This window comes from Citrobacter sedlakii NBRC 105722 (assembly GCF_000759835.1).
Taxonomy (GTDB): domain Bacteria; phylum Pseudomonadota; class Gammaproteobacteria; order Enterobacterales; family Enterobacteriaceae; genus Citrobacter_A; species Citrobacter_A sedlakii.
The window spans coordinates 72,470-98,446 of record NZ_BBNB01000014.1 but is presented as its reverse complement, the minus strand read 5'-3'; the positions used below and the strand labels follow the sequence as shown (position 1 = coordinate 98,446).

Genomic DNA, 25,977 nt, shown 5'->3' with positions numbered 1-25,977 from the left:
ATCCTGATAAACGATCAGTAGCCGCCACCGTGCGGCTTTTTTAATGCCCGGAGATCTCAATGTCAGAACAGAAATCCCGCCTTGCCATCATTATCGACAGCACCGGCGCAGAAAAAAATGCTGAAAGCCTGACCAGTGCCCTACATGGATTGACTGAATGGGGGCGGAAAGCTGCGTTCAGTGCCGGGAAGGTGACAAAAGCCACCGAGGAAGAGTCTGCAGCATTATCGGAACTACTTGACCGCATTGACCCGGTTAACGCTGCGCTGAATAAACTGGATAAACAACAGCAACAACTGGCGAAATTTAAGTCGAAAGGCATGCTGGACGATGAGACCTTTGATGTCTATTCGAAAAAAATTGAAGAGGCCCGCAATCGTCTTACCGGCTTTTCAGATCAACTGAAAAATACGGGCATGTCAGCAAAGCAGACCGCTTTTGCCATGCGACTTGTTCCGATGCAAATGACCGATATCGTCACAAGCTTAGCCGCAGGGCAACCACCATTGATGGTTCTGTTACAGCAGGGCGGGCAGTTAAAAGATATGTTCGGCGGCATTGGTCCGGCAATTAAAGGTGTCGGCTCTTATGTGATGGGCCTGATCAATCCATTCACACTGGCTGCTGCTGCTGTCGGCGTGCTGGGCGTGGCGTACTACAAAGGCACGCAGGAGCAGGACGCATTTAATAAATCACTTATCCTGACGGGTAATCAGGTAGGGAAGACATCTGGTCAACTGGCAGATATGGCAGCCAGAGCCGGAGCGGCAGCAAATTCTACCACTGCCGCCGCTGCGCCAGTCCTAAAACAACTCATTGAGTCCGGGAAGGTTGCCGGAGACTCGCTGGAACGTGTGACTACTGCCGTTGTTAAAACAAGCGAAGCCACTGGTATTGCGACAGATCAGTTAGTCGGTGATTTCAACAAAATTGCAGCTGACCCGCTGGATGCAATCACTAAACTTAATGACCAGTATCGCTTCCTGACGCTGTCAACGTACAACCAGATTAAAGCCCTTCAGGATGAAGGAAATCAGCAGGAAGCCGCTCGCGTTGCCAGTGAAGCCTATTCCTCTACCCTGATCCAGCGGTCGAATCAGATTAAGGAAAACCTCGGTACACTCGAAACGGCGTGGAACGCACTGGGTAAGGCTGCTGGATGGGCATGGGATTCCATGCTTGATGTAGGTCGTGAGGCTTCTCTTGAACAGAAAATACAGAATGCCAGCAGTGAGATTGAGCGCGCACAGAAATCGCTTGCTGATTTGGAACGTGGACAAGCTGCTAATTCAGGGCCATACGGTCCTTGGAAATCTGATGACCTTGATCGACAGCAAAAAGGCTTAGCTTTATTAAAACAACGATTTTCATCCCTTCAGGGGGAAAAGATTGCGCAGGACGTAATTAACGATTCCTATGATTCATACCTTAAAAAACAGCAGGACGGAATCAAAGCGCAGCAGGAAATCAACGCCATCGATCAGCGTTTCGCCAGCAACGCAGAAAAGAGAGCCAAAGCACAAGAAGCATACACGCAAGCCTTGATTAAGGCGAGAGCCGCAGGTTCGATCATTAGCCCTGAGAAAGAGGCTTACAACCGAAAAAAAATCGACGAACAATTTAAAGACCCAAAAACGCCGGCAGCGCCAAAAGGTAAAGCCGTTACTGAAGATGCAGGGCAACGTATGATTGATCAGCTCAACCAGCAAAATGCCCTGCTGGTTACTCAGGCTGAAGCAACAAACAAACTGTCTTCTTCTGAACAGGAACTCATCAAATGGCGTCAGCAGCTTTCCACTCTGGAAACACGATCACCATCCCAATTAACTACCGCACAAAAATCGCTACTGCTTCGTAAAGACGAAATTACTTCATTGATGGAGCGCAATGCCCAACAGGAGAAAAATAACCGCCTGATGAAGGAGGCGACGGAACTTGCATCGTATCGCAGTACGCTTGAGATGGGGCTGGATAATTTACGGGCCAGCTATGCTGTTCAGGATTCTGGTTTCGGTCTGGGTGAGAAGCAGCAGAAACAGATGCAGGAACTGCTTCAACTGGAACAAAAATATAATACTCAGCGACAGCAACTTGATCGTGATTATGCAGATAAATCGAAAGGTATGAGCGAGGAAACGTATAACGCTAAATCACAAATGCTGACCGATGCGTTAGGCCGCGAGAGGGCAATAATGCAGCAACACTATGAAAACCTCGACGCGATGAACAATGACTGGCTGGGCGGCGTGGAGCAGGGGTTTCGAAACTGGATGGATACAGCATCGACATATTCTACCCAGATGTCTGGCGTTGTTCAGGGAGCGATGAATGGTCTTGTCGATACTATGGCCGATGGATTAAGCGGTAGTAAAGCGGACTGGAATGAGTGGTCTATGAGTGTTCTGAAGTCCCTTCAAAAAGTGCTACTGAACGCGATGATCGTAAACGGCATCAAATCAATGCAAGGCGCAGGTATTTGGGGCTCGTTATTTGGTTCAGCGAACAGTGGTGGCTCGACTCCTTCCGGAGCCTATGGCAGTGCATCAAGTGGGCTGGATTTCTTCAAACAAAATGCTAAAGGTGGGGTTTATAACTCTCCATCACTTAGCGCATATTCTGGCGGTGTATTTGATTCACCGAAGCTTTTTGCCTTCGCTAAAGGCGCTGGTGTATTTGGTGAAGCAGGGCCGGAAGCAATTATGCCACTTGCCCGAACGCCTGACGGGAATCTGGGGGTCAGGATGATGGGAGCGCAGGGAGGGGGCTTCTCTGGCGACATAATCGTCCAGCAAACGATTCATGTTTCAGGAAATGGCGACGCTGCATTGAATCGCGCAATGGAAGATGCTGCCAGAAAAGGGGCTGACGACGGCGCCAGACGGGCCAGACAGGAAATGCTTCAGGATTTTCAGAACCGTGGGCAGGGGCGGAGATTACTAGGAGTTTAACAGATGGCTGATGTATTAGAGTGGCCAGGGCCTCGCCCTTCATCCCTCAACTGGTATCTCGAGTCGAATACCAAAACATTCAGATCTCCATTCAATGGCTCATCCCAGGTAGTGCGCTTTCCGGGATCCCGGTGGAAATGTACTGTCGGCTATGACGTTCTGGATGACGCTCAGGCCAGAAAAATTGAGGCAGTACTGGCGTCACTGGACGGTGAATATGGACGTGTGAAAATTCGTGACTGGGGGCGTGATGGTGGCTCGACTGCCGCCGCAGTGTTAGTGACGGATGCGTATCAAACAGGAAGTAACCTTTCAACTAAAGGCTGGCCGGCTAATACAATGGTGATGCAAGCCGGTTACTACCTGACTGTAAATTCGGAACTGAAAAAAGTGACTGAGGATGTATTCAGCAATTCCAGCGGTGTTGCTGTGATCCCTATATCCCCAATGCTGCGGTCATCTCCAGCGGCAAATAGTACGGTAGAGGTGCGAGAACCATGGGGGATATTCAAGCTTTCAGATAACTTGCAGGGCGCATTTGACCGTAAACCGGGTGGGATAACGTCAATGACCATTGAATTTGAGGAGGCGTTTTAATGTTGTACTCCCCTTTTTCTGATTCGATGGTCGACTGGCTTTCCCGCGACCGGGTGACGGCGGTGATCGCTGCCAATATCCAGTTTGAGTCCGGCACCGTTTATGTACATTCCGGTACCGGGACAATCGTGCTTGGTGGGTATGTTTATTACGGCATGGGGCGAATGGGGTCAATTGATGATGCCACGGAAACGAACACAACCAGCCCAACGCAGGTGAAGATGACGCTCTCAGGGCTCGACCTGTCACTCTTTGCAAAGACGCTGAATGAGCGGTGTGTTGGCCGCAGCGCTGAGATTTACCTGGTGGCGATGGATGACAACGGCGTGGTGCAGGTTGCCGATTTACTTTTTAAGGGCAAGGTTTCCGGCACCGGGGCCACTGCCGGGAAAACAAACGCCCTGCAATACACCATCAGTAATATTTTTGAGGACTGGCAGCGCCCATTCCCCGATCGTTATACCGATGAGTCGCAGCAGGCCGCGTATCCCGGGGATCATATTTTTCGTTACGTTGCTCAGATGGCGGAGCGTTCGATTTACTGGGGCAATAAAAAAGATGCTCCTGGTTTTACTTATAAGTGAGGAAGCATGAAGCATCCGGACTGGCAAAACAGATTAAACGCAGTGATGAAGGCCGCCATTGAGCGGCCTTTTTCATGGGGCCAGCATGACTGCTGCCTGTTTGCTGCTGACTGTGCAGAAGCGATGACCGGGGAGAATTTTGCGAATGGCTGGCGTGGAACTTATGACAGCGAAACGGGAGCAAAAAAGGCAATTCTTCGCGGTGGCGGATCACTTGAAAAGGTGTTGGCTCGATATCTCGATGAGGTACCGGTGAAGCTGGCACAGCGCGGAGATATTGCTGTTGTTGAAAATGCCGGGTCACGGTGTGCCGGCGTTGTCTGTTCGGGCGCGGTATGGGTTCCCGGTGAAAATGGTCTGGTTGGCTTGCGGGTCAAACCGCTGAGTGTCTGGAGGGTGCGTTAATGCCTGCAGCTATCCCAATTATTGCTACCGTCGCCGCTGGCGCAGCCGCCTCTTATCAGTATTACGGGATCGCAATGGCTATCACTGTTGCCGCCCAGGTTGCTACGCAGGCGCTCACCAAAAAGCCTTCCGGGATTGATTCATATCGTGACACATCTGAACGCAAGCAGGTATTGCGAGCAGCGGCCAGCGCAAAAACTGTCGTTTACGGACGCACCACGACTTCAGGCACGCTGTTTTTCTCTGAAGAGCAGGCTGGCGAACAGGACGATGGCGAAATGCTGCACCTGGCCGTTGCGCTGGCGGGACATTCATTGTCCAGCATCGGAACCATCTGGCTTGGCGATGAGCCTGTAACTAGTTACCCTGAACACGCATCGTTTGAGTTGCACACCAACCGACAGACGGCTGACCCGTTCATGCTGGAGAACTGCCCGTCATGGAAAGATGACATGATCGGCAAAGGGCTCACCTGGCTGCGTGTGTCCCTGAAATTTAACGCTGAAAAATTCCCTTCCGGCATCCCGAATATCAAGGTTGAAAAGTTTGGTCGTGAGGTTTACGACCCGCGAACCGGTCTGACTGGATACAGCAACAATGCCGCCCTGGTCATTCTCGACTACTACCGAAACTACCTGAAAGTTCCAGACTCAGATATTAACTGGGATCAGTTTCAGGAAGCGGCCAACATCTGCGATGAGGAGGTGATCACCGGCGCCAATACCGTTGAAAAACGTTACACGATAAACGGTGAATTCGATCTTAGCGAAAACAAGGTCACTATTCTGGAAGGGATGCTGGCGGCGTGCGCGGGTGATGTGACTTATATTGCCGGAAAACATGGATTGCTTGTCGGCGCATATTATGGACCTGCGACAGAGGTGATCACCGAAAGTCAGCTGGCAGGCGACATAGAGATTATGCCTGAGGTATCCCAGTCAGAGCGGGTTAATACCATCAAGGGGACGTTTGTCGACCCGGAACAGGGATTCACAGAGGCCGATTTCCCGTCCGTTTCCGTCAGCGAGTGGGTAACAGAGGATGGCGTAGAAATTTCACAGGACATGAAACTTCGGTTTGTGACCTCTGAATTTCAGGCTCAGCGTCTGGCCGATGTGAAGTTAAAGCGCACCCGTATTGCCAGAACGATGAACGTGACGCTGAATCTGAGCGGGTACCGTTATCGTCCTGGAATGTATGCGAAGGTGAATTTCCCGTCACTGGGCATCGTCAACGTAGAGATGCGCGTTACCGACTGGAAGTTTGGCGTGCAGAATGGTGTACAGCTAACGCTGAAACAGGAAACTGCTGATGTCTGGGGTGATGCAATAGGTAAGCCTGTAGAGCGGCCACCATTCACGCAGTTACCGTCCGGTGGCGTGGCACAGCCGCAAAACCTCAGATACACCGTTGAGGAAATCGGGCAGGTGGTACAGGGCATTCTTTCCTGGGAAAACGTGGGGCAGGTGACCTATAACAAAGTCATCATTCGTCGTAACGGCCAGATGGTGCTTTCTGTTCAGGTTCCGGGTTCATTTACACGTCTGACCGGATTGCCAAAGGATACCTATACCGCCCATGTTATCGCCGTTAACCAGATGGGAGCGGAATCTCCTGAAGGCTATCTGGAATTCAGCATTGAGGCCCCGCCTCCTCCGTCGCATGTTGATATTGAGCAGGGTTTCTTTGCCGTCACGCTGATCCCACGTCTGGCTGCGATAACAAACGTTTCCACCCAGTTTGACTTCTGGACATCAGGCGAAACTCAGCTTCCCGGCACAACGACTGAAATCGTTGAGGGGAACGCCAGCAGGGAGGGTATTGGCACCACATGGACCAGTAACCAGCTACAGGTGGGACACACCTATTACTGGTACATCAGGACGATTAACGCCTTTGGTGCATCAGCATTTGTTGAGGTTCCGGCGCTGTGCTCAATGGATACCGGAGGCCTGATCGACCTCATTGATGATGCTGTTCAGAATTCTGACGCATTCCAGAATGTTAAAGAAGGTGTTGATACCAACCTCGAAGGCATTATGGAAAATTCGCTGGCGAACCACGGAACTGTTGAGCACCAGTATCAACAGTACGGTGAGGTACGTGCCGATATCCTTGTCGTGAAAACCACGGTAGCGTCTGCTGAGCAGGGACTTGCTGACCTGTCCACGTATGTTCAGGCGCAGATTGGCCCTGAAGGTAGCCTTACATCAGCCGTTAACCAGAAGATGACTGCAGTCGTTAATAGTGATGGTACAGCGAAGGCATCCTATACGCTCAATATGGGTATTGTCAGGAACGGAGTGAAATACAATACCGGTTTCGGCATGTCCATTGAGCCTGATGGTAGCTCATACAAATCAACTGTAGTTTTTGCGGCTGATCAGTTCGGCATTTATTCAGGCAGCGATCCAGGTAACTGGCAGGCTGCTTTCTTTGTATATAACGGACAGGTCTTTATCAGGAGTGTATTGATTCAGGAAGCATCAATCGACTTTGGAAAAATAACTGATTCTTTGCAGTCTTCTAACTTCATTCCTGGTGTGCGTGGCTGGAATTTGCCAAAAAATGCCAGCCCTGAGTTTCATGGAAAGCTTTATGCCGACAGTGGTGAGTTTGCATTTAACGGTGTGAATAATACGGTCGTAATTAACGGCAATGGAATTACTGTCAATCTGTCTGGTGGCGGGCGTGTAGTGGTTGGTCGCTGGACATAAGGTGAAATATGCCGGAAGGAATACTGATAGATTATAATGATGGCCGTCCTGTGATGGCTATTACCGCGGGGCTTCGTGCTCCGTCGTTTTGTGCAAGTTTTTCAGGGAACGGAACCGGAGCGAATCAATTTCGCGTCGATACTCCGTTGACTCCGGGTTCTACAGTTTTTGTTTTGCCGACACGTCCTGTTGATATACAGGAATTTGCCGACAATCAAACCTGGATTGTTTTGCCGATATATATGACATCAGTGACAAGAAACGGAGACAGCGGTATTACTGTTAACGGTACAAACAGGGGCAACTACCAGCGAATACCAAACTGGGCAGGAACAGTATTTGAAATTCTTCCTGCCACTACCTACAACGAAGGACTTCTCGTTTCCAACTCTACTGATTTCACGGCAATTTCAAATCAGGCTAAATTAATGACATGTGCTTACGTTGGCACGGTGACAGTCAACGGTTCGATGGCTCTACCCGTATCAGGAATACCGTTCGGGAAATGGAATAACAATAATGTATCTGTAGGGTTTGACGGAACAAATATTATTGTAAGAGACATCAGTTACTCAGGAAGGGATGATGTTTCCGCATCTGTAACAATGGACCTGGTAATTTTCAATAATACCGCTCCTGTAGCCGGTGATGGCATCACCATGACAAATTCAGCAGGACAGGTAACATTTTCAACAGTGAAGCGACCATTTGTATATGACCAGCAATTAACCATGACCGACAGTAATCAGTATGTAGGTGATAAATATTGCCAGATAGTATTTACAGGTGCGCAGTCGAGGAGAGTCGATGGATACTTCAATGTCAGAAAAAAAGGCGTTGTAATGTCAGGCGGAAACGTCCGGTCAGCGTATAACCAAGTGGTCGGTAATTACAATGACAACAGATTCGACATGTCATTTAACCAGAATATTAATATGCCCGTTTTAATCCTTCCAAACATGTACTGAGGAAATAACCATGTCCGCAGGAACTTTAACCCTGACCAATAACTCTGACATTGTGACAGGTATCGGTACTTCATTTGCAACGGAACTCGCCGCAGGAGATTTCGTTGTAGTAACGGTCGGAGGTGTACCATACACTCTGTCGGTTAAATCGGTAGAGAGTGACACAGGCCTGACGCTGGTCAGCGTATACACAGGCCCGACACAATCCGGCGCCGCGTGGTCGGCGGTTCCACGCGTGGCGCTGAACATGGTTACTGCCGCGCTGGTTGCACAAAGTGCAGAAGCGCTACGTGGTCTTAACTACGACAAGCAGAACTGGCAGCAGTTATTTAGTAACAACGGAAATATAACTGTTACATTGCCAGACGGCTCGCAATTCTCTGGTCCGTCATGGCCATATATGATTAGCACTGTAGCCACTAAAACGAACGGTGCAGTTCCTGTTAACCAAGGGGGAACTGGCTCAACTACTGCACAGGGTGCCAGGATAAATCTCGGTTTAGTAGATGATGCTGGTGTTATACCTGTTTCACTTGGAGGCACTGGCTCAAATACAGCATCAGGCGCAAGAAGTAATCTCGGTTTAGGTAATTCTGCAACGAGGAACGTAAACAGTCATTCCGCCATCCCCACCCCAGTAACACCAGAAATAGCAGAACAAAACGCTAAAGATTTTAGAGGAATCATCAGCTATGCACTTTTAGGTAACTACCCGCTAGGCGTATCGAGCGCGATTATGCGCGGGGATCAAGGATGGAAGCAAACCAGTGCTGCATTGGTTGGTGTTTTAAGTTCCCGCAACTGGAATGATAACAGCGGTGGCGATAGCGTTTTCCAGATAGGCATTAATAGAAACGGGGCGGGGTACAAAGTCGCCCAGCCGTCGGGCGATACGTACTATCTTAGTGACGTTATCAAATTCAGAGACGAACGAAACACAACCGTAGATTCGAACGGTTTCATAAAGGTTGCGTCTCCCATTGTAAAGATATTCAGGGATGGTAGCTATGAAACGAATGAAGAGTCGGAGGGAGTTGTTGTTACCCACATAAATACAGGTGAGTATTTGATAGCAGGTTGCACCGGCCTTAATGCAGATGCAGCATGGGGAGGGATCGATGGTGGATTTGAAATCCCGGTAGACAGGAACAAGCTCGCGCGCATCTGGCTTGATTATGAAGTGAATGCTGATGGCTCTGTTCTGGTAAAAACATATCACCGTACACACCCGGAAGCGCCTGAGTTTGCAAGAAACGAAATCAACGGGTTAACTAATGGCGAGCCAGCAGACATTCCTGAAGATTCTTTTGTTTCCGTACGTGTTGAAATGCCACCAGATAGTATCTGGAACCAGCGACAGAATGAGGCTTTGGAAGCAGACGTGCAGAAACCTACCTCATAAATAAAACCGCCGCAAGTCGTATGCAAGAACGTGCGGCGGCAAGCAGGCGTTCGTTCGATAGTGCGAGTATTGAATGATTGCCAGCCGGTGCGGATTCTACATATGCAATATGACAAAACAATGCTCTTATTCTGAAACCAGCCACATGTCGGCTTCTTCAAACATTTCCTCAAGCATATGGTTTAGCTTTTCTCGATCGCTTTTGCTGGCGTCGCTATTCAGGCCGTTTGCCTGCATCGGCTTCACCTTCACTTCTGCATCCGGGAAAATCCGATGCACACGCTTCGTCAGTTCAGCCAGGATGATCTCTCTGGCTCCCGTCAATCCCTCAACATTACGCTTGTCATAAACCAGCTCAACAAACATATTTTTTCTCCTTACTTTACTGGTTGGATATACAGTATTTATACTGTTTTAAAACTCAGTGTCAATGCAAGGGAGGATTTATGAATTATACCATTAGAAAAACATCGGCTTACGTTATGCCAGTTGCTGAGGTTGAGCTGAGTTAAGATGTTTGCTCTAGTTGATGTGAACTCGTTTTATGCGAGTTGCGAGACGGTATTTAGGCCAGATCTTAAGGGAAGGCCCGTTGTCGTATTGTCTAACAATGACGGTTGCGTGATTGCGCGTAGCGCGGAAGCTAAAGCCGCTGGGATAGCGATGGGGGAGCCGTACTTCAAGTTAAAAGATCAAATTCGGCGCGTAGGCGTCGTTTGCTTCAGCAGCAACTATGAGCTGTATGCGGATATGAGCCAGCGGGTGATGACCACGCTCGAGGATCTGGCACCGCGGGTGGAGATTTACTCTATAGACGAGGCGTTCTGTGAGCTGACTGGTGTGCGTAACTGCCGTGTGCTGGAAGACTTCGGCAGGGAACTGCAGGAAGCTGTCTACAGGAACACACGACTTGCGGTAGGCGTTGGCATAGGGCAGACAAAGACGCTGGCCAAATTGGCAAATCATGCGGCGAAAAAGTGGCTGAGGCAGACCGGTGGTGTAGTTGACTTGTCGAATGTTGAGCGGCAGCGTAAATTAATGGCGGCGCTGCCGGTTGATGAAACATGGGGCGTTGGTCGCCGAATCGCTAAAAATCTCGAGGCCATGGGGATCAAGACGGTTCTCGATTTGGCAGACACCGACATCCGGTTTATCCGTAAGCATTTCAGCGTGGTGTTGGAAAGGACTGTAAGAGAGCTCCGTGGCGAATCATGCCTGGGGCTGGAAGAGTTTGCGCCAGCAAAGCAGGAAATTGTCTGCTCCCGTTCGTTCGGCGATCGGGTAACTGATTACGAGCAGATGAGGCAGGCCATTTGTAGTTACGCAGCGCGTGCGGCAGAAAAACTACGGGGGGAACATCAGTATTGCAGGTTTATTTCGGCATTCGTCAAAACCTCACCTTTTGCCCTCAATGAGCCTTATTACGGTAACAGCGCTTCCGTTAAATTGTTCACGCCAACGCAGGACAGCAGGGACATTATCGGCGCGGCCACGCGTTGTCTTGATGTAATCTGGAAAGACGGGCACCGTTATCAAAAGGCGGGGGTGATGCTGGGTGACTTTTTCAGCCAGGGCGTGGCGCAGCTTAACCTGTTTGATGATAATGCGCCGCGTGCCGGCAGCGAAAAACTAATGGAAGTGTTGGACCACCTCAACGCCAAAGATGGGAAGGGAACGCTCTACTTTGCCGGACAGGGCATACAGCAGCAGTGGCAGATGAAACGCGAAATGCTTTCGCCGCGGTATACTACCAGGTATACCGATCTTCTCAGGGTTAGATAAATTTTTTGTACGCTTTAGTCCGCTTTGTGCCAGAAACGGACATTAAGGTCGCCAGCTCAAACTCTAATAAGGCTATACGTACGTATAAACGAAGTGCCACGATTAGAAAGGCTGAATTTATAGACTTAAAAATCATTTATTGCAGCTCAATTTATGTAATGACATAAGCAGGTTGGCTAAAGTGAGGGAGGAAATGGATAAAACATCATAAAATCAGTAAATAGATAGCGATATTGCACATATATTGCTTAAACACAGGACAGACCTGATCAGCTGAATATCCCCCCTGAAGGAGGGGGTACAGGTGGATCTCAGCACAATCTATGCCAGCTGAAAGAGAGGTCACGTTTTAGGCTGACAATAAAACACCGGAACGTCTGCAAAGTACATGACAAAGTTCCCGGACTGATCCAGGCGAATGGCCATCGCTAGCTGTTTTTCTTCCTGCGAAAAGAAAGCTGGAAAGTGACTGTTAAAATCACTGTTAGCTATAGTGGGATCACCATTATTCATCATCTGTACCTGCTGGCTTAAAAGGACAAAATCATCGCCCTGACGGGTATAATTGAAGAAAATCTGACGGCTCACTATGTTTTCCTTTTCGCCAACATCCGTACTGCCGTTGATTCTGACCCTTCCTCTCCCTTTCTGAAATAAAAAATCGAACTCTCCCTGCATCAAAAAATCGCCATGTATTGTTGACTGATTGGCGAGGCACAGAATATGGTGATCATTACTTATTTTTCTGTAGGCAGCGAACACAGCCATACTGAGGAAAATAATAGTGGATATAAAAAAAAGTACAGCAGGCAATTTTTTGCACATAAGGATCTCACTGAACGTATAAAGAAAGAGAACAGGCTTTTGTATTTCCGATATCGGCAGGACACGAGATAACAGATAATCTTGAATGGTTATCGCTTTGAGTTAAAATGATATATCTTTTTCGCGAACAGTCAGTTTTTGATTTTGTAAGCAATGCACTGACATTTTCCCTTAGGATTTTTTCATTATATAAAACGGTACACATCTTATATTCCTGATGGAGATAATTATTAAAAGCAGTTTTGTCAGGCTCTGACGTATACATATACAGAAAACCAGACAGGAAAAGTAAAACCCCGGATAGAATGACAAAAAAAATATTCCTCCCGCTGCTCAGTGAAATGCTCCTGGTAATACCAGAGATGAAATTAATTATGTTACTCTTTGTCTGAGTGGGTTCCTGAATGCCGGGACCGGAAATTTTTACTGAAACACATGGATTTATTTTCAGTCCCCGGCGTGGAACTGTAATGATAATGCCATCAGCGCCTACCTTTGCCAGACTTTGCCGAAGATGAAACACCATCTGATTAAAAGTATTATCGGATATTATCAGTGATTTATCATTCCAGGAAATCTTAATCAATTCAGCTTTGGTCAGTATCTGCGGACGACTGACTAAAAGATATAAAAGACAATAATTTGCTGGCGTGTACAGAGTGACCACTTCCCCCGTAACGTCATTTCTAAGTTCCCTAGAGACTGGGATAAACACGACAGTATCACTGATGATTATTTTACTGGCTATTAATTTTTCCATTTCAGCAAGGCTATCCTGAGTATCAATATTTATATTTCACTGTTAAGTATAACACCAGAACAGGGTAGAGTTCACGGTTAAACACAAAACATAAGCTATTGATAAACAATGGGTTAATATAACTTAATTTAAAATAACTGTTGTTACAACTCTCGTTTGTTCAATAATAACGAACATCTTTTCGGAATGTACGTTAAGAGAGTTTCCGGGCGGTGAAATGTAATAAATTACCGCAAGCGTTGAAAATGGACGATAAAGAATAAATTATGAATAAGGCATTTAATATTGTATGGAGTCACGTGAGGCAGGCGTGGATAGTTACATCTGAACTCACTACACGCAATGGCACCCCATTCCGGGCAACAGCAGGTATTTTACCGGTTGTTCTTTTTACAGCCATGGTAAGTTTTCCGGCACGGGCTGAATATACGGAGGAGGTAACATCAGGCATAACCGTAACCGGAGAAATCGTACCAGAGTACGGTTATCAGGTGGTTGAGGGCGGGACGACCATTAATACCACGCTGAATAACGGACGCCAGATTGTTGTGGGGACAGGGAGCCAGGCAATCGGGACGGTAATTAATTATGAAAATGGTTTTGATGCTCCGAATAATGGCAGCTGTAGTAGACCCAACTGTGTTCCGGGTCAGGAAGTCAGTGATGGTGGTGTAGCCACTGATACAATTGTTAATACTGGAATGCAACAAATCACTGCCGGGGGGCGGGCTGACAATACCGTAGTAAATAACGAAGGTACCCAGAGTGTTAAAAATGGTGGTTATGCATCGGGTACCATAATTAATGATAACGGTCTGCAGTGGGTAGGGATGGGCGGCTCCGTCAGTAACGCTATTATTAATGGCGGTACTCAGGAGGTATACCTGGCTAGTAAAGCAACCAACACTACAGTGAATGCAGGCGGTAAACAAGAAATAAAGACAGGAAGTACTGCTCAAGATACCATCTTAAATGGTGGTCAGCAAATTATCACCGATGAAGGCAGTGTGGCCAACGGAACCATTATATATAACGGTGGCCAGAGTATTGTGCAGAATTCAGCAACTGCAAATAAAACCACGATCAATACTGGCGGTGAACAGATAATCAGTTCGGACAGTACGGCTTCAGAAACGGTCATTAATGGTGGTAAACAGATTATTAATGCAGGTGGTAACGCCTACAATACTGCGGTTAATTATGGTGGAAACCAGACTGTTCAGAATAGTGCCTATTCCCATAACGTTAAGGTTAACAGAGGTGGAATACTTGAGCTCAATGGGGGGACTGCTGAAGATGTCACGATTGACAGCGGTGGTACGCTCAGCGCCCATGAAAACTCAACCATGCTTGGTACTCTAACCAACGGCGGTCAGGCTATTCTTCATGACAGCGTCACTGTTAACGGGGATATCCTGAATACAGGCACACTTTCATTTGTCTCATCTCAGCCAGCCTCGGTTGCGGTAATCAATGGTAATCTCACTAATAGCGGGCAATTGTTTACCGGAGGACCGTCGCTCAGTGCCGGCAGCGAACTTACCATTCAAGGGGATTACCACGGTAATGATGGCTCCCTGATCATGAATGCCATATTAGGTAATGATACTTCCATTATGGATAAATTACTGATTGGCGGAAATGCGACAGGAACAACAGAGGTTTCAGTCAATAATCTGGGCGGTAAAGGAGATCAAACCCTCAACGGTATTGAGATTGTACAGGTTGCCGGCGCGTCGTCCGCTGGCGCTTTTTATAACAGTAAGGCTATTCGTGCTGGCCTGTATAATTATACGGTCATTCAGAAGGGCAATAATTATTACCTCACGAGTAATTACGTAGCTCCTGAGCCTGAGCCGACACCTGAGCCGACACCAGAACCAGCGCCAGAACCAACGCCTACTCCAGGTAAAGATATCAGTACGTCCGCAGGGGGGTATATGGCTAATCTGGCGACGGCGAATCAGATTTTTAACACCCGTCTGGCCGATCGTCAGACCGGCATGGAATACCTGAATTCACCGACTGATAACGCTGAGGGAACCCGTTTATGGCTGCGACAGGTGGGAGGACATACACGGTCCCGCGCCGACGTACTCCGCACCCGGAGTAACCGCTACGTTGCCCAGATAGGGGGAGAAATACTCGCCGGAACTCTCAGTAACGCTGACCGCTGGGCTATTGGGTTAATGGCCGGATATGCAAACCAGAACAGCACGACTACGTCTGTACGCAGCCGCTATAACACCCGCACCACTTCCAGTCTTCACGGATACAGCGTCGGTTTGTACGGCACCTGGATGGAGGATCCTAAAGAAAATTCCGGTCTTAACCTTGATTCGTGGGTTCAGTACAGCTGGTTTCGTAATTCTGTGAATGAGGCCGGTCAGGCTTCTGACCGTTACACTTCAAAAGGTTTCAGCGCTTCTGCGGAAGGCGGATACGCTTATAAAATGTTTGAAGGTGAACGCACCGATTTTTATATCCAGCCCCAGATGCAGTTAATCTGGTCAGATGTTTCTGCTGATGCCCGATACTCACCAAACGGTATCTATGTCCAGGATGAAGGGCAAGGAAACATTCAGAGTCGCATCGGTATCAAAGCTTATCTGCAAGGACACAGCAAGATCGATGATAATTCCGGGCGCGAATTTAGACCCTATATCGAAACTAACTGGATTCATAACACGGAGCGCTATGGTGTTCGTATGGATGGGAGCCAACTTACACAGGATGGCATGAAAGATATCGCTGAAGTAAAAACCGGTATTGAAGCGAGACTGGCTACTTCAACAAGCCTGTGGGGTGGCATTGGTGTTCAAGTTGGTGAAAAAGGCTACAGCGACACGCAGGGCCAACTGGGGATCCGCTATCAGTTTTGACGGGATGTCTCGATTATTCCTGTTAATGGCTCCTGAATCGTCTAGGGTTCAGACTGTAAAACAGGAGCCTGATATTACTCAGTAAATACTCTAGCAACTGAGACTATCACGCGAATCTGAAATTACAGATTCGCGTGGAATCTACGAGTTATCAGGCTGTGGTACACACCCGCCCTGACGAGGGAGCCATAAATTCATGAAGCTCATCACTTAAGCCCACAATAATCGTACGAAGCCTGACCTCACCGGTTAATAATGAAAAATATGATCTTACATGCTTATACCTCTGTTTTTTGTAGTTATTTTTTTGCCAAAATCTCATGTCCGCTATTCGCTCATAATGGAAGTACTTGCTCACTTTTCCATTTCATCGTGTCGCCGCGATTAACTCCGCCCCCTGATTCTTCACATTTCCCACGGCGCGCGTAACCGCGTGCCAGATAAACTTGTCTGCTGAAACAGAGCCGTCGGCGATAATCTCTTCTGCCTCTTTCCCCCCAACATCTTGGCGCATCCATTCCCTTGCCGCTTCCGGCGTAAGCACAAGTGGCCGTCGGTCGTGTATATCGACCAGTCCCTGATCTGCTGCTGATGTCACGATGAGAAAACCCTCAGCTTCGTCGCCGCGCTCAAACGGTATGCTTCCGATCGCAGCCATAAATATTGGTTGACCGTCTGCACGGTGGATGAAGTAGGGCTGTTTCTTATCGCCTTCCTTCTTCCATTCAAACCACCCATCGGCAAAACAGATCGCCCGGCCATGCTGCCAGAGAGGCTTGAACATTCTGCTGGTGGCCGCAGTCTCAACGCGGGCGTTAATCAGTGGTGCTTTATCCCACCACCCGGGTGCGTATCCCCAGAACACCGGATCGAGGTGCATCTGCTCGTCGCGTTCGCTCAGTAGCAGGACCTTGGTGCCGGGCGCCACGTTGTAACGACCAATCGGCTCCGGGTCATATGCGATGTCGCGATCACCTTCATCGGCAAGGTAGGCCAGGTATTCTTCACGAGTTTGGGCTTGCGCAAAACGTCCACACATAGAAATCTCCAGCCAAATGTCATACTAAAAGTATAGAGTAGCTGGTCCGGACAGAAGATACGCCTTATAGATGTTACATCGTAGGTTAATCAAGTGATCGTATGCTGACGATTTCGGCGCTACAGTGTAATATGCACGCCAGTCGTTGATGGGGTAGTTACTGTGGAGTGTCCACCGCTGTGTCCATCAAGAAAAATTTATCAGCATAGCGAGTTAAAAAATTCATATTTATGAAGAATATACGAAATTTCTCCATTATTGCTCACATCGACCACGGTAAATCGACGCTGTCTGACCGTATTATCCAGATCTGCGGTGGCCTGTCTGACCGTGAAATGGAAGCGCAGGTTCTCGACTCGATGGATCTGGAGCGTGAGCGCGGCATTACCATCAAAGCACAGAGCGTAACGCTCGATTACAAAGCCTCAGATGGTGAAACGTACCAGCTTAACTTTATCGACACCCCCGGTCACGTTGACTTCTCGTACGAGGTTTCCCGTTCGCTCGCCGCCTGTGAAGGGGCGCTGCTGGTGGTGGATGCCGGGCAGGGCGTTGAAGCGCAGACGCTGGCGAACTGCTACACCGCCATGGAAATGGATCTCGAAGTGGTGCCGGTTCTGAACAAAATTGACCTGCCCGCTGCCGATCCGGAACGTGTCGCCGAAGAGATTGAAGATATTGTTGGCATTGACGCGACTGACGCTGTGCGCTGCTCGGCGAAAACGGGCGTTGGCGTGACCGACGTGCTGGAACGCCTGGTGCGCGATATCCCGCCGCCGCAGGGCGACCCGGAAGGGCCGCTGCAGGCGTTGATTATCGACTCCTGGTTTGATAACTACCTCGGCGTCGTGTCGCTGGTGCGGATTAAAAACGGCACCATGCGCAAAGGCGACAAAGTGAAGGTCATGAGCACCGGTCAAACCTACAACGCCGATCGCCTGGGCATCTTCACGCCGAAGCAGGTTGACCGTACCGAGCTGAAATGCGGCGAGGTAGGTTGGCTGGTCTGCGCCATTAAAGATATCCACGGCGCGCCGGTGGGCGACACCCTGACGCTGGCCCGTAACCCGGCGGACAAAGCGCTTCCGGGCTTTAAAAAGGTCAAACCGCAGGTTTACGCAGGTCTGTTCCCGGTAAGCTCCGACGATTACGAAGGCTTCCGTGATGCCCTCGGCAAACTGAGCCTTAACGATGCGTCCCTGTTCTATGAACCGGAAAGTTCTTCCGCGCTTGGCTTTGGTTTCCGCTGCGGCTTCCTTGGGCTGCTGCATATGGAGATCATTCAGGAACGTCTGGAGCGTGAATACGATCTGGATCTCATCACCACGGCGCCGACCGTTGTTTACGAAGTGGAAACCACGGCAAAAGAGACGATCTACGTCGACAGTCCGTCAAAACTGCCGCCGCTGAACAACATCTATGAACTGCGCGAACCAATCGCAGAGTGTCATATGCTGCTGCCGCAGGCGTATCTGGGGAACGTCATCACGTTGTGCGTTGAAAAACGCGGCGTGCAGACCAACATGGTTTACCACGGTAACCAGGTGGCGCTGACCTATGAAATCCCGATGGCGGAAGTCGTGCTCGACTTCTTTGACCGTCTGAAATCCACATCGCGTGGCTATGCGTCGCTGGATTACAACTTCAAACGCTTCCAGGCTTCCGATATGGTGCGCGTAGACGTTCTGATCAACAACGAACGCGTCGACGCGCTGGCGCTGATCACGCACCGTGACAACTCCCAGAGCCGTGGCCGTGAGCTGGTGGAGAAGATGAAAGATCTGATCCCGCGTCAGCAGTTTGATATCGCGATTCAGGCGGCAATCGGCACACACATTATTGCGCGTTCTACCGTGAAACAGCTGCGTAAGAACGTGTTGGCGAAATGCTATGGCGGCGATATCAGCCGTAAGAAAAAACTGCTGCAGAAGCAGAAAGAAGGTAAGAAGCGTATGAAGCAGATCGGTAACGTCGAACTGCCTCAGGAAGCGTTCCTCGCCATTCTGCATGTCGGTAAAGACAGCAAATAACCCTTAAGGAGTTGGCATGGCCAATATGTTTGCCCTGATTCTGGTGATTGCCACACTGTTGACGGGCATTTTATGGTGCGTGGATAAATTCTTTTTCGCGCCAAAACGTCGGGAGCGTCAGGCCGCAGCGCAGGCCGCTGCTGGTGATTCGCTCGATAAAGCCACCTTGAAGAAAGTGGCGCCGAAACCCGGCTGGCTGGAAACTGGCGCGTCGGTTTTCCCGGTGCTGGCGATTGTGCTGGTCGTGCGTTCGTTTATTTATGAGCCGTTCCAGATCCCGTCAGGTTCAATGATGCCAACGCTGCTGATTGGTGACTTTATCCTGGTGGAGAAATTCGCTTACGGGATTAAAGATCCGATCTACCAGAAAACGTTGATCGAAACCGGTCATCCGAAACGCGGCGATATCGTGGTCTTTAAATATCCGGAAGATCCGAAGCTCGACTACATTAAACGTGCGGTTGGGCTGCCTGGCGACAAAGTGACTTACGATCCGGTTGCCAAAGAACTCACCATTCAGCCTGGCTGTCGCTCCGGTCAGGCGTGCGAAAATGCTTTACCGGTGACCTACAGCGACGTACAGCCGAGCGACTTCGTACAGACGTTCTCGCGTCGTAACGGCGGTGAGGCGACCAGCGGCTTCTTTGACGTACCGCAGAGTGAAACGAAAGAGAACGGCATTCGACTTGCCGAGCGCAAAGAGACCCTTGGCGACGTCACGCACCGTATTCTGACCGTGCCGATTGCGCAGGATCAGGTGGGGATGTATTACCGTCAGGCAGGCCAGCAACTGGCGACCTGGATTGTGCCGCCGGGGCAGTACTTCATGATGGGCGATAACCGGGATAACAGCGCAGACAGCCGTTACTGGGGATTTGTCCCGGAAGCTAATCTGGTGGGGAAAGCAACCGCAATCTGGATGAGTTTTGACAAGCAGGAAGGCGAATGGCCGACCGGCGTCCGTTTAAGCCGTATTGGCGGGATCCACTGATCGCGGTTTAGCGTTCACGTTGTCGTCAATGTGGCGGCAACGTGAATTATTTATTAGATAATTCCCCCCAGGCTAACGACATCCCTTGTCGTTGTGTATAGAATATTCCCCCGAAGTTTAAGGTTGGCGCCTCCTGGTCGCCACGGCACACGAAACAGCGTTGGTTCCCCATATACAGGCAAGTAAAGCTGTCGCTCTGCGGCTGGCTGAATAGCCTGTGTATCAGGTCTGTTTCGTGTGCTGAATTGTTGACGCATTTATTTATTGGTATCGCATGAACCCCATCGTAATTAATCGGCTTCAACGGAAGCTGGGCTATACTTTTACTCATCAGGAGCTGTTGCAGCAGGCATTAACCCATCGCAGCGCCAGCAGCAAACATAACGAGCGTTTAGAGTTTCTTGGCGACTCCATTTTAAGTTTTGTGATTGCGAATGCGCTGTATCACCGTTTTCCGCGCGTAGACGAAGGCGACATGAGCCGTATGCGCGCAACGCTGGTGCGGGGTAATACGCTGGCTGAACTGGCGCGTGAATTCGATCTGGGCGAATGTTTGCGCTTAGGGCCTGGAGAACTGAAGAGCGGCGGTTTTCGTCGTGAGTCGATTCTGGCCGACACCGTTGAAGCGTTGATTGGCGGGGTGTTCCTCGACAGCGATATTCAAACCGTCGAAAAACTGATTCTCAACTGGTACCAGACCCGTCTGGACGAAATCAGTCCGGGCGATAAACAAAAAGATCCGAAAACGCGTTTGCAGGAATATTTACAGGGTCGCCATCTGCCGCTGCCGTCGTACCTGGTTGTGCAGGTTCGCGGCGAAGCGCACGATCAAGAATTTACAATCCACTGCCAGGTCAGCGGCCTGAGTGAGCCGGTGGTAGGCACCGGTTCGAGCCGTCGTAAGGCGGAGCAGGCTGCCGCCGAACAGGCGCTGAAAAAACTGGAGCTGGAATGAGCGAAGATAAAACCTACTGCGGATTTATAGCCATCGTCGGACGTCCGAACGTGGGTAAATCCACCCTGTTAAATAAGCTGCTCGGGCAGAAGATTTCGATCACCTCCCGTAAAGCGCAGACCACGCGTCACCGAATTGTCGGCATCCATACCGAAGGGGCATATCAGGCGATTTACGTCGATACTCCCGGTCTGCATATGGAAGAAAAGCGTGCGATCAACCGTCTGATGAATAAAGCGGCCAGCAGCTCTATCGGTGACGTTGAACTGGTGATCTTCGTGGTTGAAGGTACGCGCTGGACCCCGGACGACGAGATGGTGCTGAATAAGCTGCGCGACGGCAAAGCACCGGTGATCCTGGCCGTGAACAAGGTGGATAACGTTCAGGAAAAAGCCGATCTGCTGCCGCACCTGCAGTTCCTGGCAAGTCAGATGAACTTTCTCGACATCGTACCGATCTCCGCTGAGACCGGGATGAACGTCGACACCATCGCGGGTATTGTGCGTAAACACCTGCCGGAAGCCATTCATCACTTCCCGGAAGATTACATTACCGATCGCTCCCAGCGCTTTATGGCCTCTGAGATCATCCGTGAAAAGCTGATGCGTTTTCTTGGCGCTGAGCTGCCTTATTCGGTCACCGTCGAAATTGAGCGTTTCGTGACTAACGAGCGCGGCGGCTACGACATCAACGGGCTGATCCTCGTTGAACGTGAAGGGCAGAAAAAGATGGTTATTGGCAACAAAGGCGCCAAGATTAAAACCATCGGCATTGAAGCGCGTAAAGACATGCAGGAGATGTTCGAAGCCCCGGTTCACCTTGAACTGTGGGTGAAAGTGAAATCGGGATGGGCCGACGACGAGCGCGCGCTGCGCAGTCTCGGTTATGTCGACGACCTCTAAACCTGCGTCCTGCACAGACGACGAGTATGATGGAAGGCTGGCAGCGCGCATTTGTCCTGCATAGTCGTCCCTGGAGCGAAACCAGCCTGATGCTGGACGTCTTCACGGAAGAGTCGGGTCGCGTGCGCCTTGTTGCCAAAGGCGCGCGATCTAAACGTTCGAACCTGAAAGGCGCTCTCCAGCCTTTTACCCCCCTGTTAGTGCGCTTTGGCGGGCGTGGCGAAGTGAAAACGCTACGCAGCGCTGAAGCCGTTTCTCTGGCCCTCCCACTGAGCGGTATCACCTTATACAGTGGTCTGTACGTTAACGAACTGCTGGCCCGCGTGCTTGAGCACGAAACCCGTTTTTCGGCCCTTTTTTTCGACTATCTGCATTGCATACAGGCGCTGGCGGGCGCTACCGGTACGCCCGAACCGACCCTGCGTCGATTCGAACTGGCGCTGCTCGGGCACCTTGGGTATGGCGTGGACTTTTTGCACTGCGCCGGCAGCGGTGAAGCGGTGGATGACACAATGACCTATCGTTACCGCGAGGAAAAAGGCTTTATCGCCAGCGTGGTGATCGACAACAGCACCTTTACCGGTCGGCAGTTGCGGGCGCTGGCGGAGCGCGAGTTTCCCGATGCTGATACCTTGCGCGCCGCGAAACGCTTTACCCGCATGGCGCTGAAGCCGTATCTTGGTGGAAAACCTTTAAAGAGCCGCGAATTATTCCGGCAGTTTATGCCGAAGCGAAAATAAAAAAACGAGGATTGTCATGGCTGAATTACTGTTAGGCGTCAATATTGACCACATTGCCACCCTGCGTAACGCGCGCGGCACGGCGTATCCGGATCCGGTGCAGGCGGCGTTCATTGCTGAACAGGCGGGCGCGGATGGTATCACCGTCCATCTGCGCGAAGATCGTCGTCATATCACCGATCGCGACGTTCGTATTCTTCGCCAGACGCTGGACACGCGGATGAATCTGGAAATGGCGGTGACCGAAGAAATGCTGGCGATTGCGGTGGAGACCAAACCGCATTTCTGCTGCCTGGTGCCGGAAAAACGCCAGGAAGTGACCACCGAAGGCGGTCTCGATGTCGCCGGGCAGCGCGACAAAATGCGTGATGCCTGCAAGCGTCTGGCGGAGGCGGGGATCCTCGTGTCGCTGTTCATCGACGCGGATGAAGTACAGATCAAAGCCGCTGCCGAGGTGGGCGCGCCGTACATTGAAATCCATACCGGCTGCTATGCCGATGCGCAAACTGACGCTGACCAGGCGCAGGAGCTGGCGCGCATCGCGAAAGCGGCGACCTTTGCAGCAAGCCTCGGTCTGAAGGTCAATGCGGGCCACGGTTTAACGTACCACAACGTGAAAGCTATTGCCGCGCTGCCGGAAATGCATGAACTGAATATCGGCCATGCGATTATTGGGCGTGCGGTCATGAGCGGCCTGAAAGAGGCGGTAGCGGAAATGAAGCGCCTGATGCTGGAAGCGCGCGGCTAATGGCAATCCTCGGTTTAGGCACCGATATCGTGGAGATCGCCCGCATCGAAGCGGTGATCTCCCGCTCCGGCGACCGCCTTGCCAGACGGGTGCTCAGCGACAACGAGTGGGCGATTTGGCAGACGCACCAGCAGCCGGTGCGTTTTCTTGCCAAGCGCTTTGCGGTGAAAGAGGCGGCGGCAAAAGCGTTGGGTACCGGTATCCGCAATGGCCTGGCGTTTAATCAGTTTGAAGTGTTCAACGATGCGCTGGGGAAACCGCGCCTGCGGCTGTGGGGGGAAGCGTTAGCGCTGGCAGAGAAACAGGGTGTTGTTCATATGCATGTGACGCTGGCCGATGAGCGCCATTACGCCTGCGCCACGGTCATTATTGAAAGTTAAGCAGCGTTGCCGTCATCCGGCGTATTCACTTGCCGAACGGCATCCTGTTTTATCAGGCCCGGAGGCGGGTCTCAGGCAGCCGTTACAGCTTATCGGCGTGGTGCATCAGAACAAACTTGTCCCACAGTTGCTCTTCCGTTTCGACATGCGCCGGATCTTTCAAAATGGTATTCGGGATAGGGCACACCTTCTGACAGGTGGGCGTTTCATAATGGCCTACGCACTCGGTGCACTTGTCGCTGTTAATCTCATAAATGCTCTCGCCCATTGAAATCGCCTCATTGGGGCATTCTGGCTCGCACATATCGCAGTTGATGCATTTTTTGGTGATTAACAGGGCCATCAGGAAACTCTCATAACATCACAAACCGGGCGGGCATTATACGCGCATTCTTTGCTCAAACCAGTTTTTTTACCAGCGCCTCGCTGTGGCGTATCCGCTCCGGCGCATGTTCTAAATCCTGCTGTACCAGCGCCATAAACAGCAGATCGGTCAGCAGCGTCTGTGCGTGAGTGGAAGAGATAGCAGCACTGCGCGTGGCCTGCTCTTCCGCAATGGTATAAAGACAGTGGCTGGCCCGCTGCTGCAGGGCGTTAGGGGTGAAACCGGTTATAGCCAGAATCTTGCCACCGACGCGCAGCGTTTCATCCGCCGCCAGATTCAGCTCACGGCGCTCTCCGCTGTAGGAAATGGCAAACAGCAGATCGTCTGGCGTCAACGCCTGAACCGTCGCCAGCAGCGCATGCATATCGCGCTCCACGACCGCGTTGAGGCCGATTTTTCGTAGCTTCCAGGCAAAACTCTGCGCCACCAGACCCGACGCGCCGATGCCGGTCAACACAATGCGCCGGGCGCTGCGCAACAGATTCACGCTTTCGATCAGCTTCTCTTCCGTATTCACGTCCAGCGTGGCATGCATGGCCGCGACGTTCTCTTTGATCAACTTCTCGCCGACGAGACGTAACGGATCGTCGCCGCGGATCTGGTTGTGCACCGGCACAGAGTGCGCGGCTGGCGCGCTCATCAGCGCTTCGCTGAGCGCCAGTTTCAATGCGGGGAAACCTTTATAGCCAAGCTTTTGCGCGAACTTCACGACGCTTGACTGACTCACGCCCGCTTCGGCAGCCAGCTGCTGAGAGCTAAGATGTCTTGCCGTATCCGGCTGCGTGAGCAGATAGTCCGCGAGCTTTTTATCACTCTGCGCAAACCCAGAATATCGCTGACGAATACGAATCAAACAGTTCATAACCTCTCCCGGAAAACGAAATGGCGCAACAGACTGAAATTTTGCTCGCCTTAGTGAATATTCTATTCCATTATTAATGATAAATATGAATTAAAAATTCCTGAGGAGCAAATATGAATCTCGGCGCGTTAGTATCAGAAACCCGCAATCCCCAAACGATGGATCTTGATGCGCTGCCGACGCTTAAATTGGTTGAGCGTTTTAATCAACAGGATGCGCAGGTAGCGGAAGCCGTAAAAGCGACTCTCCCGGAGGTTGCGCGAGCGGTCGACGCCGCGGCTGACGCGTTGAAATCCGGGGGGCGTATTATCTATATGGGGGCAGGGACCAGCGGACGCCTTGGCGTGCTTGATGCCTCGGAATGTCCACCGACATTCGGCGTCCCGCACGGTCTGGTTATCGGGCTGATTGCCGGTGGTCCGGGGGCATTGCTTAAAGCGGTCGAAGGCGCAGAAGACAATCCTCAGTTGGGGGAAGACGATCTTGTCGCGATCAACCTAAAGCCACAGGATCTGGTGGTGGGACTGGCCGCTTCGGGCCGTACACCGTACGTGATCGGGGCGCTGAAGTATGCGCGTGGCGTGGGCTGCACGACGGTGGCTATCTCCTGTAATCCGGATTCACCCATTGCCCGCGAAGCCGATATCGCGATTTCGCCGGTCGTTGGCCCCGAGGCGCTCACGGGCTCAACGCGCCTGAAGTCAGGCACTGCCCAGAAACTGGTGCTCAATATGATCTCCACTGGCGCGATGGTGAAGTTCGGCAAGGTTTACCAGAATCTGATGGTGGATATGCAGGCCACTAACGTCAAACTGGTCGATCGCGCCTGTCGGATGGTGGTTGAGGCGACGGGCATTGCGCGCGACGACGCGGAAGCGCTTCTCAAACAAACCGACTATGACGTTAAACCCGCTATTCTGATGGCGCTGACCGGTCTTAACGCTACGGCGGCGAGAGAGAAGCTGGCCCAACATCAGGGCTTTTTACGCGCGGCGTTAGCTGACTCGTCTGCGGATCGCCTGGGTAAATGATTGTTGCCGGAAAAGTGACGATCTATCTGTTAGGCTAAGATCAG

Annotated in this window: 23 protein-coding genes; 17 read left to right on the top strand and 6 right to left on the bottom strand. The window is 50.8% G+C overall.

The genetic code is table 11. The features are described 5' to 3' along the window. Nucleotides 1-59: 59 nt before the first annotated feature. From CSE01S_RS18380 to CSE01S_RS18350, 7 genes are read left to right on the top strand one after another with little or no spacing between them, the layout of a single operon-like run. The gene (locus CSE01S_RS18380; RefSeq protein ID WP_052406310.1) at nucleotides 60-2,948 is read left to right on the top strand and encodes a phage tail tape measure protein; all 2,889 of its coding nucleotides are present in this window, start codon (nucleotides 60-62) and stop codon (nucleotides 2,946-2,948) included. A gap of 3 nt (nucleotides 2,949-2,951) precedes the next feature. Continuing rightward, nucleotides 2,952-3,545: a hypothetical protein gene (locus CSE01S_RS18375; RefSeq protein WP_042291540.1), complete on the top strand. Its 594-nt coding sequence runs from the start codon at nucleotides 2,952-2,954 to the stop codon at nucleotides 3,543-3,545. Further along, complete coding sequence (locus CSE01S_RS18370; protein ID WP_042291537.1) at nucleotides 3,545-4,129, top strand: hypothetical protein; 585 nt, start codon at nucleotides 3,545-3,547, stop codon at nucleotides 4,127-4,129. Before CSE01S_RS18375 ends, CSE01S_RS18370 begins: the two co-directional genes overlap by 1 nt. A 6-nt stretch (nucleotides 4,130-4,135) precedes the next feature. Continuing rightward, on the top strand, nucleotides 4,136-4,534 hold the full coding sequence (locus CSE01S_RS18365; protein WP_042291535.1) for a DUF6950 family protein: 399 nt from the start codon (nucleotides 4,136-4,138) through the stop codon (nucleotides 4,532-4,534). Then, on the top strand, nucleotides 4,534-7,251 hold the full coding sequence (locus tag CSE01S_RS18360; RefSeq protein WP_042291533.1) for a phage tail tip protein J-related protein: 2,718 nt from the start codon (nucleotides 4,534-4,536) through the stop codon (nucleotides 7,249-7,251). The genes CSE01S_RS18365 and CSE01S_RS18360 overlap by 1 nt, the downstream gene beginning before the upstream one ends. Nucleotides 7,252-7,259: 8 nt before the next feature. Further along, entirely contained in the window at nucleotides 7,260-8,219 is a 960-nt protein-coding gene (locus tag CSE01S_RS18355; protein WP_042291532.1) for a DUF6453 family protein, read from the top strand. A 10-nt stretch (nucleotides 8,220-8,229) separates the two neighbouring features. Next, nucleotides 8,230-9,621 carry a phage tail fiber protein gene (locus tag CSE01S_RS18350; protein WP_042291530.1) on the top strand — a complete coding sequence of 464 codons (1,392 nt, stop codon included), beginning with the start codon at nucleotides 8,230-8,232 and terminating at the stop codon, nucleotides 9,619-9,621. A 126-nt stretch (nucleotides 9,622-9,747) separates the two neighbouring features. Here the strand turns inward: CSE01S_RS18350 and CSE01S_RS18340 are convergent, their stop codons facing one another. Beyond that, entirely contained in the window at nucleotides 9,748-9,987 is a 240-nt protein-coding gene (locus CSE01S_RS18340; protein WP_042291528.1) for a DinI family protein, read from the bottom strand. 147 nt (nucleotides 9,988-10,134) lie between these two features. Here CSE01S_RS18340 and CSE01S_RS18335 point away from each other — a divergent pair, with 147 nt between their 5' ends. Continuing rightward, a complete protein-coding gene (locus CSE01S_RS18335) occupies nucleotides 10,135-11,403 on the top strand; it encodes a Y-family DNA polymerase (protein WP_042291526.1) in 1,269 nt (422 codons plus the stop codon). Nucleotides 11,404-11,745: 342 nt separating this feature from the next. On the opposite strand, the gene CSE01S_RS18330 is transcribed toward CSE01S_RS18335, so the two are convergent. Next, entirely contained in the window at nucleotides 11,746-12,228 is a 483-nt protein-coding gene (locus CSE01S_RS18330; RefSeq protein ID WP_042291524.1) for a YqeJ family protein, read from the bottom strand. Nucleotides 12,229-12,235: 7 nt separating this feature from the next. After that, a complete protein-coding gene (locus CSE01S_RS18325; RefSeq protein ID WP_042291522.1) occupies nucleotides 12,236-12,988 on the bottom strand; it encodes a winged helix-turn-helix domain-containing protein in 753 nt (250 codons plus the stop codon). A 266-nt stretch (nucleotides 12,989-13,254) separates the two neighbouring features. Between CSE01S_RS18325 and CSE01S_RS18320 the strand changes: the two genes are divergently transcribed. Beyond that, on the top strand, nucleotides 13,255-15,870 hold the full coding sequence (locus CSE01S_RS18320; RefSeq protein ID WP_072015024.1) for an autotransporter outer membrane beta-barrel domain-containing protein: 2,616 nt from the start codon (nucleotides 13,255-13,257) through the stop codon (nucleotides 15,868-15,870). A gap of 367 nt (nucleotides 15,871-16,237) precedes the next feature. Here CSE01S_RS18320 and CSE01S_RS18315 read toward each other — a convergent pair whose 3' ends face one another. Continuing rightward, nucleotides 16,238-16,909, bottom strand: a complete 672-nt coding sequence (locus CSE01S_RS18315) for an SOS response-associated peptidase (protein ID WP_042291520.1) — start codon at nucleotides 16,907-16,909, stop codon at nucleotides 16,238-16,240. Nucleotides 16,910-17,139: 230 nt separating this feature from the next. Between CSE01S_RS18315 and lepA the strand changes: the two genes are divergently transcribed. From lepA to acpS, 7 genes are all read left to right on the top strand, one after another. After that, the gene (gene lepA, locus CSE01S_RS18310; protein WP_042291517.1) at nucleotides 17,140-18,939 is read left to right on the top strand and encodes a translation elongation factor 4; all 1,800 of its coding nucleotides are present in this window, start codon (nucleotides 17,140-17,142) and stop codon (nucleotides 18,937-18,939) included. A 16-nt stretch (nucleotides 18,940-18,955) separates the two neighbouring features. Continuing rightward, nucleotides 18,956-19,930: a signal peptidase I gene (gene lepB / locus CSE01S_RS18305; RefSeq protein ID WP_042291515.1), complete on the top strand. Its 975-nt coding sequence runs from the start codon at nucleotides 18,956-18,958 to the stop codon at nucleotides 19,928-19,930. A gap of 274 nt (nucleotides 19,931-20,204) precedes the next feature. After that, on the top strand, nucleotides 20,205-20,885 hold the full coding sequence (rnc, locus tag CSE01S_RS18300; RefSeq protein WP_042291512.1) for a ribonuclease III: 681 nt from the start codon (nucleotides 20,205-20,207) through the stop codon (nucleotides 20,883-20,885). After that, complete coding sequence (gene era, locus CSE01S_RS18295) at nucleotides 20,882-21,787, top strand: GTPase Era (RefSeq protein ID WP_042291507.1); 906 nt, start codon at nucleotides 20,882-20,884, stop codon at nucleotides 21,785-21,787. The genes rnc and era overlap by 4 nt, the downstream gene beginning before the upstream one ends. A gap of 26 nt (nucleotides 21,788-21,813) precedes the next feature. After that, complete coding sequence (recO, locus tag CSE01S_RS18290; RefSeq protein ID WP_174435354.1) at nucleotides 21,814-22,527, top strand: DNA repair protein RecO; 714 nt, start codon at nucleotides 21,814-21,816, stop codon at nucleotides 22,525-22,527. A gap of 16 nt (nucleotides 22,528-22,543) precedes the next feature. Beyond that, nucleotides 22,544-23,275 carry a pyridoxine 5'-phosphate synthase gene (pdxJ, locus tag CSE01S_RS18285; RefSeq protein WP_042291504.1) on the top strand — a complete coding sequence of 244 codons (732 nt, stop codon included), beginning with the start codon at nucleotides 22,544-22,546 and terminating at the stop codon, nucleotides 23,273-23,275. Beyond that, nucleotides 23,275-23,655 carry a holo-ACP synthase gene (acpS, locus tag CSE01S_RS18280; RefSeq protein ID WP_042291502.1) on the top strand — a complete coding sequence of 127 codons (381 nt, stop codon included), beginning with the start codon at nucleotides 23,275-23,277 and terminating at the stop codon, nucleotides 23,653-23,655. The genes pdxJ and acpS overlap by 1 nt, the downstream gene beginning before the upstream one ends. A gap of 82 nt (nucleotides 23,656-23,737) precedes the next feature. Here acpS and CSE01S_RS18275 read toward each other — a convergent pair whose 3' ends face one another. Together CSE01S_RS18275 and CSE01S_RS18270 are read right to left on the bottom strand one after the other, a co-directional pair. Beyond that, nucleotides 23,738-23,998, bottom strand: coding sequence for a YfhL family 4Fe-4S dicluster ferredoxin (locus tag CSE01S_RS18275; RefSeq protein ID WP_042291500.1), 261 nt, complete (start codon nucleotides 23,996-23,998; stop codon nucleotides 23,738-23,740). A gap of 55 nt (nucleotides 23,999-24,053) precedes the next feature. Continuing rightward, nucleotides 24,054-24,902, bottom strand: coding sequence for a MurR/RpiR family transcriptional regulator (locus CSE01S_RS18270; protein WP_042291497.1), 849 nt, complete (start codon nucleotides 24,900-24,902; stop codon nucleotides 24,054-24,056). 113 nt (nucleotides 24,903-25,015) lie between these two features. Between CSE01S_RS18270 and murQ the strand changes: the two genes are divergently transcribed. Beyond that, nucleotides 25,016-25,933: an N-acetylmuramic acid 6-phosphate etherase gene (gene murQ / locus CSE01S_RS18265; protein WP_042291493.1), complete on the top strand. Its 918-nt coding sequence runs from the start codon at nucleotides 25,016-25,018 to the stop codon at nucleotides 25,931-25,933. The last annotated feature ends 44 nt before the right edge of the window (nucleotides 25,934-25,977 follow it).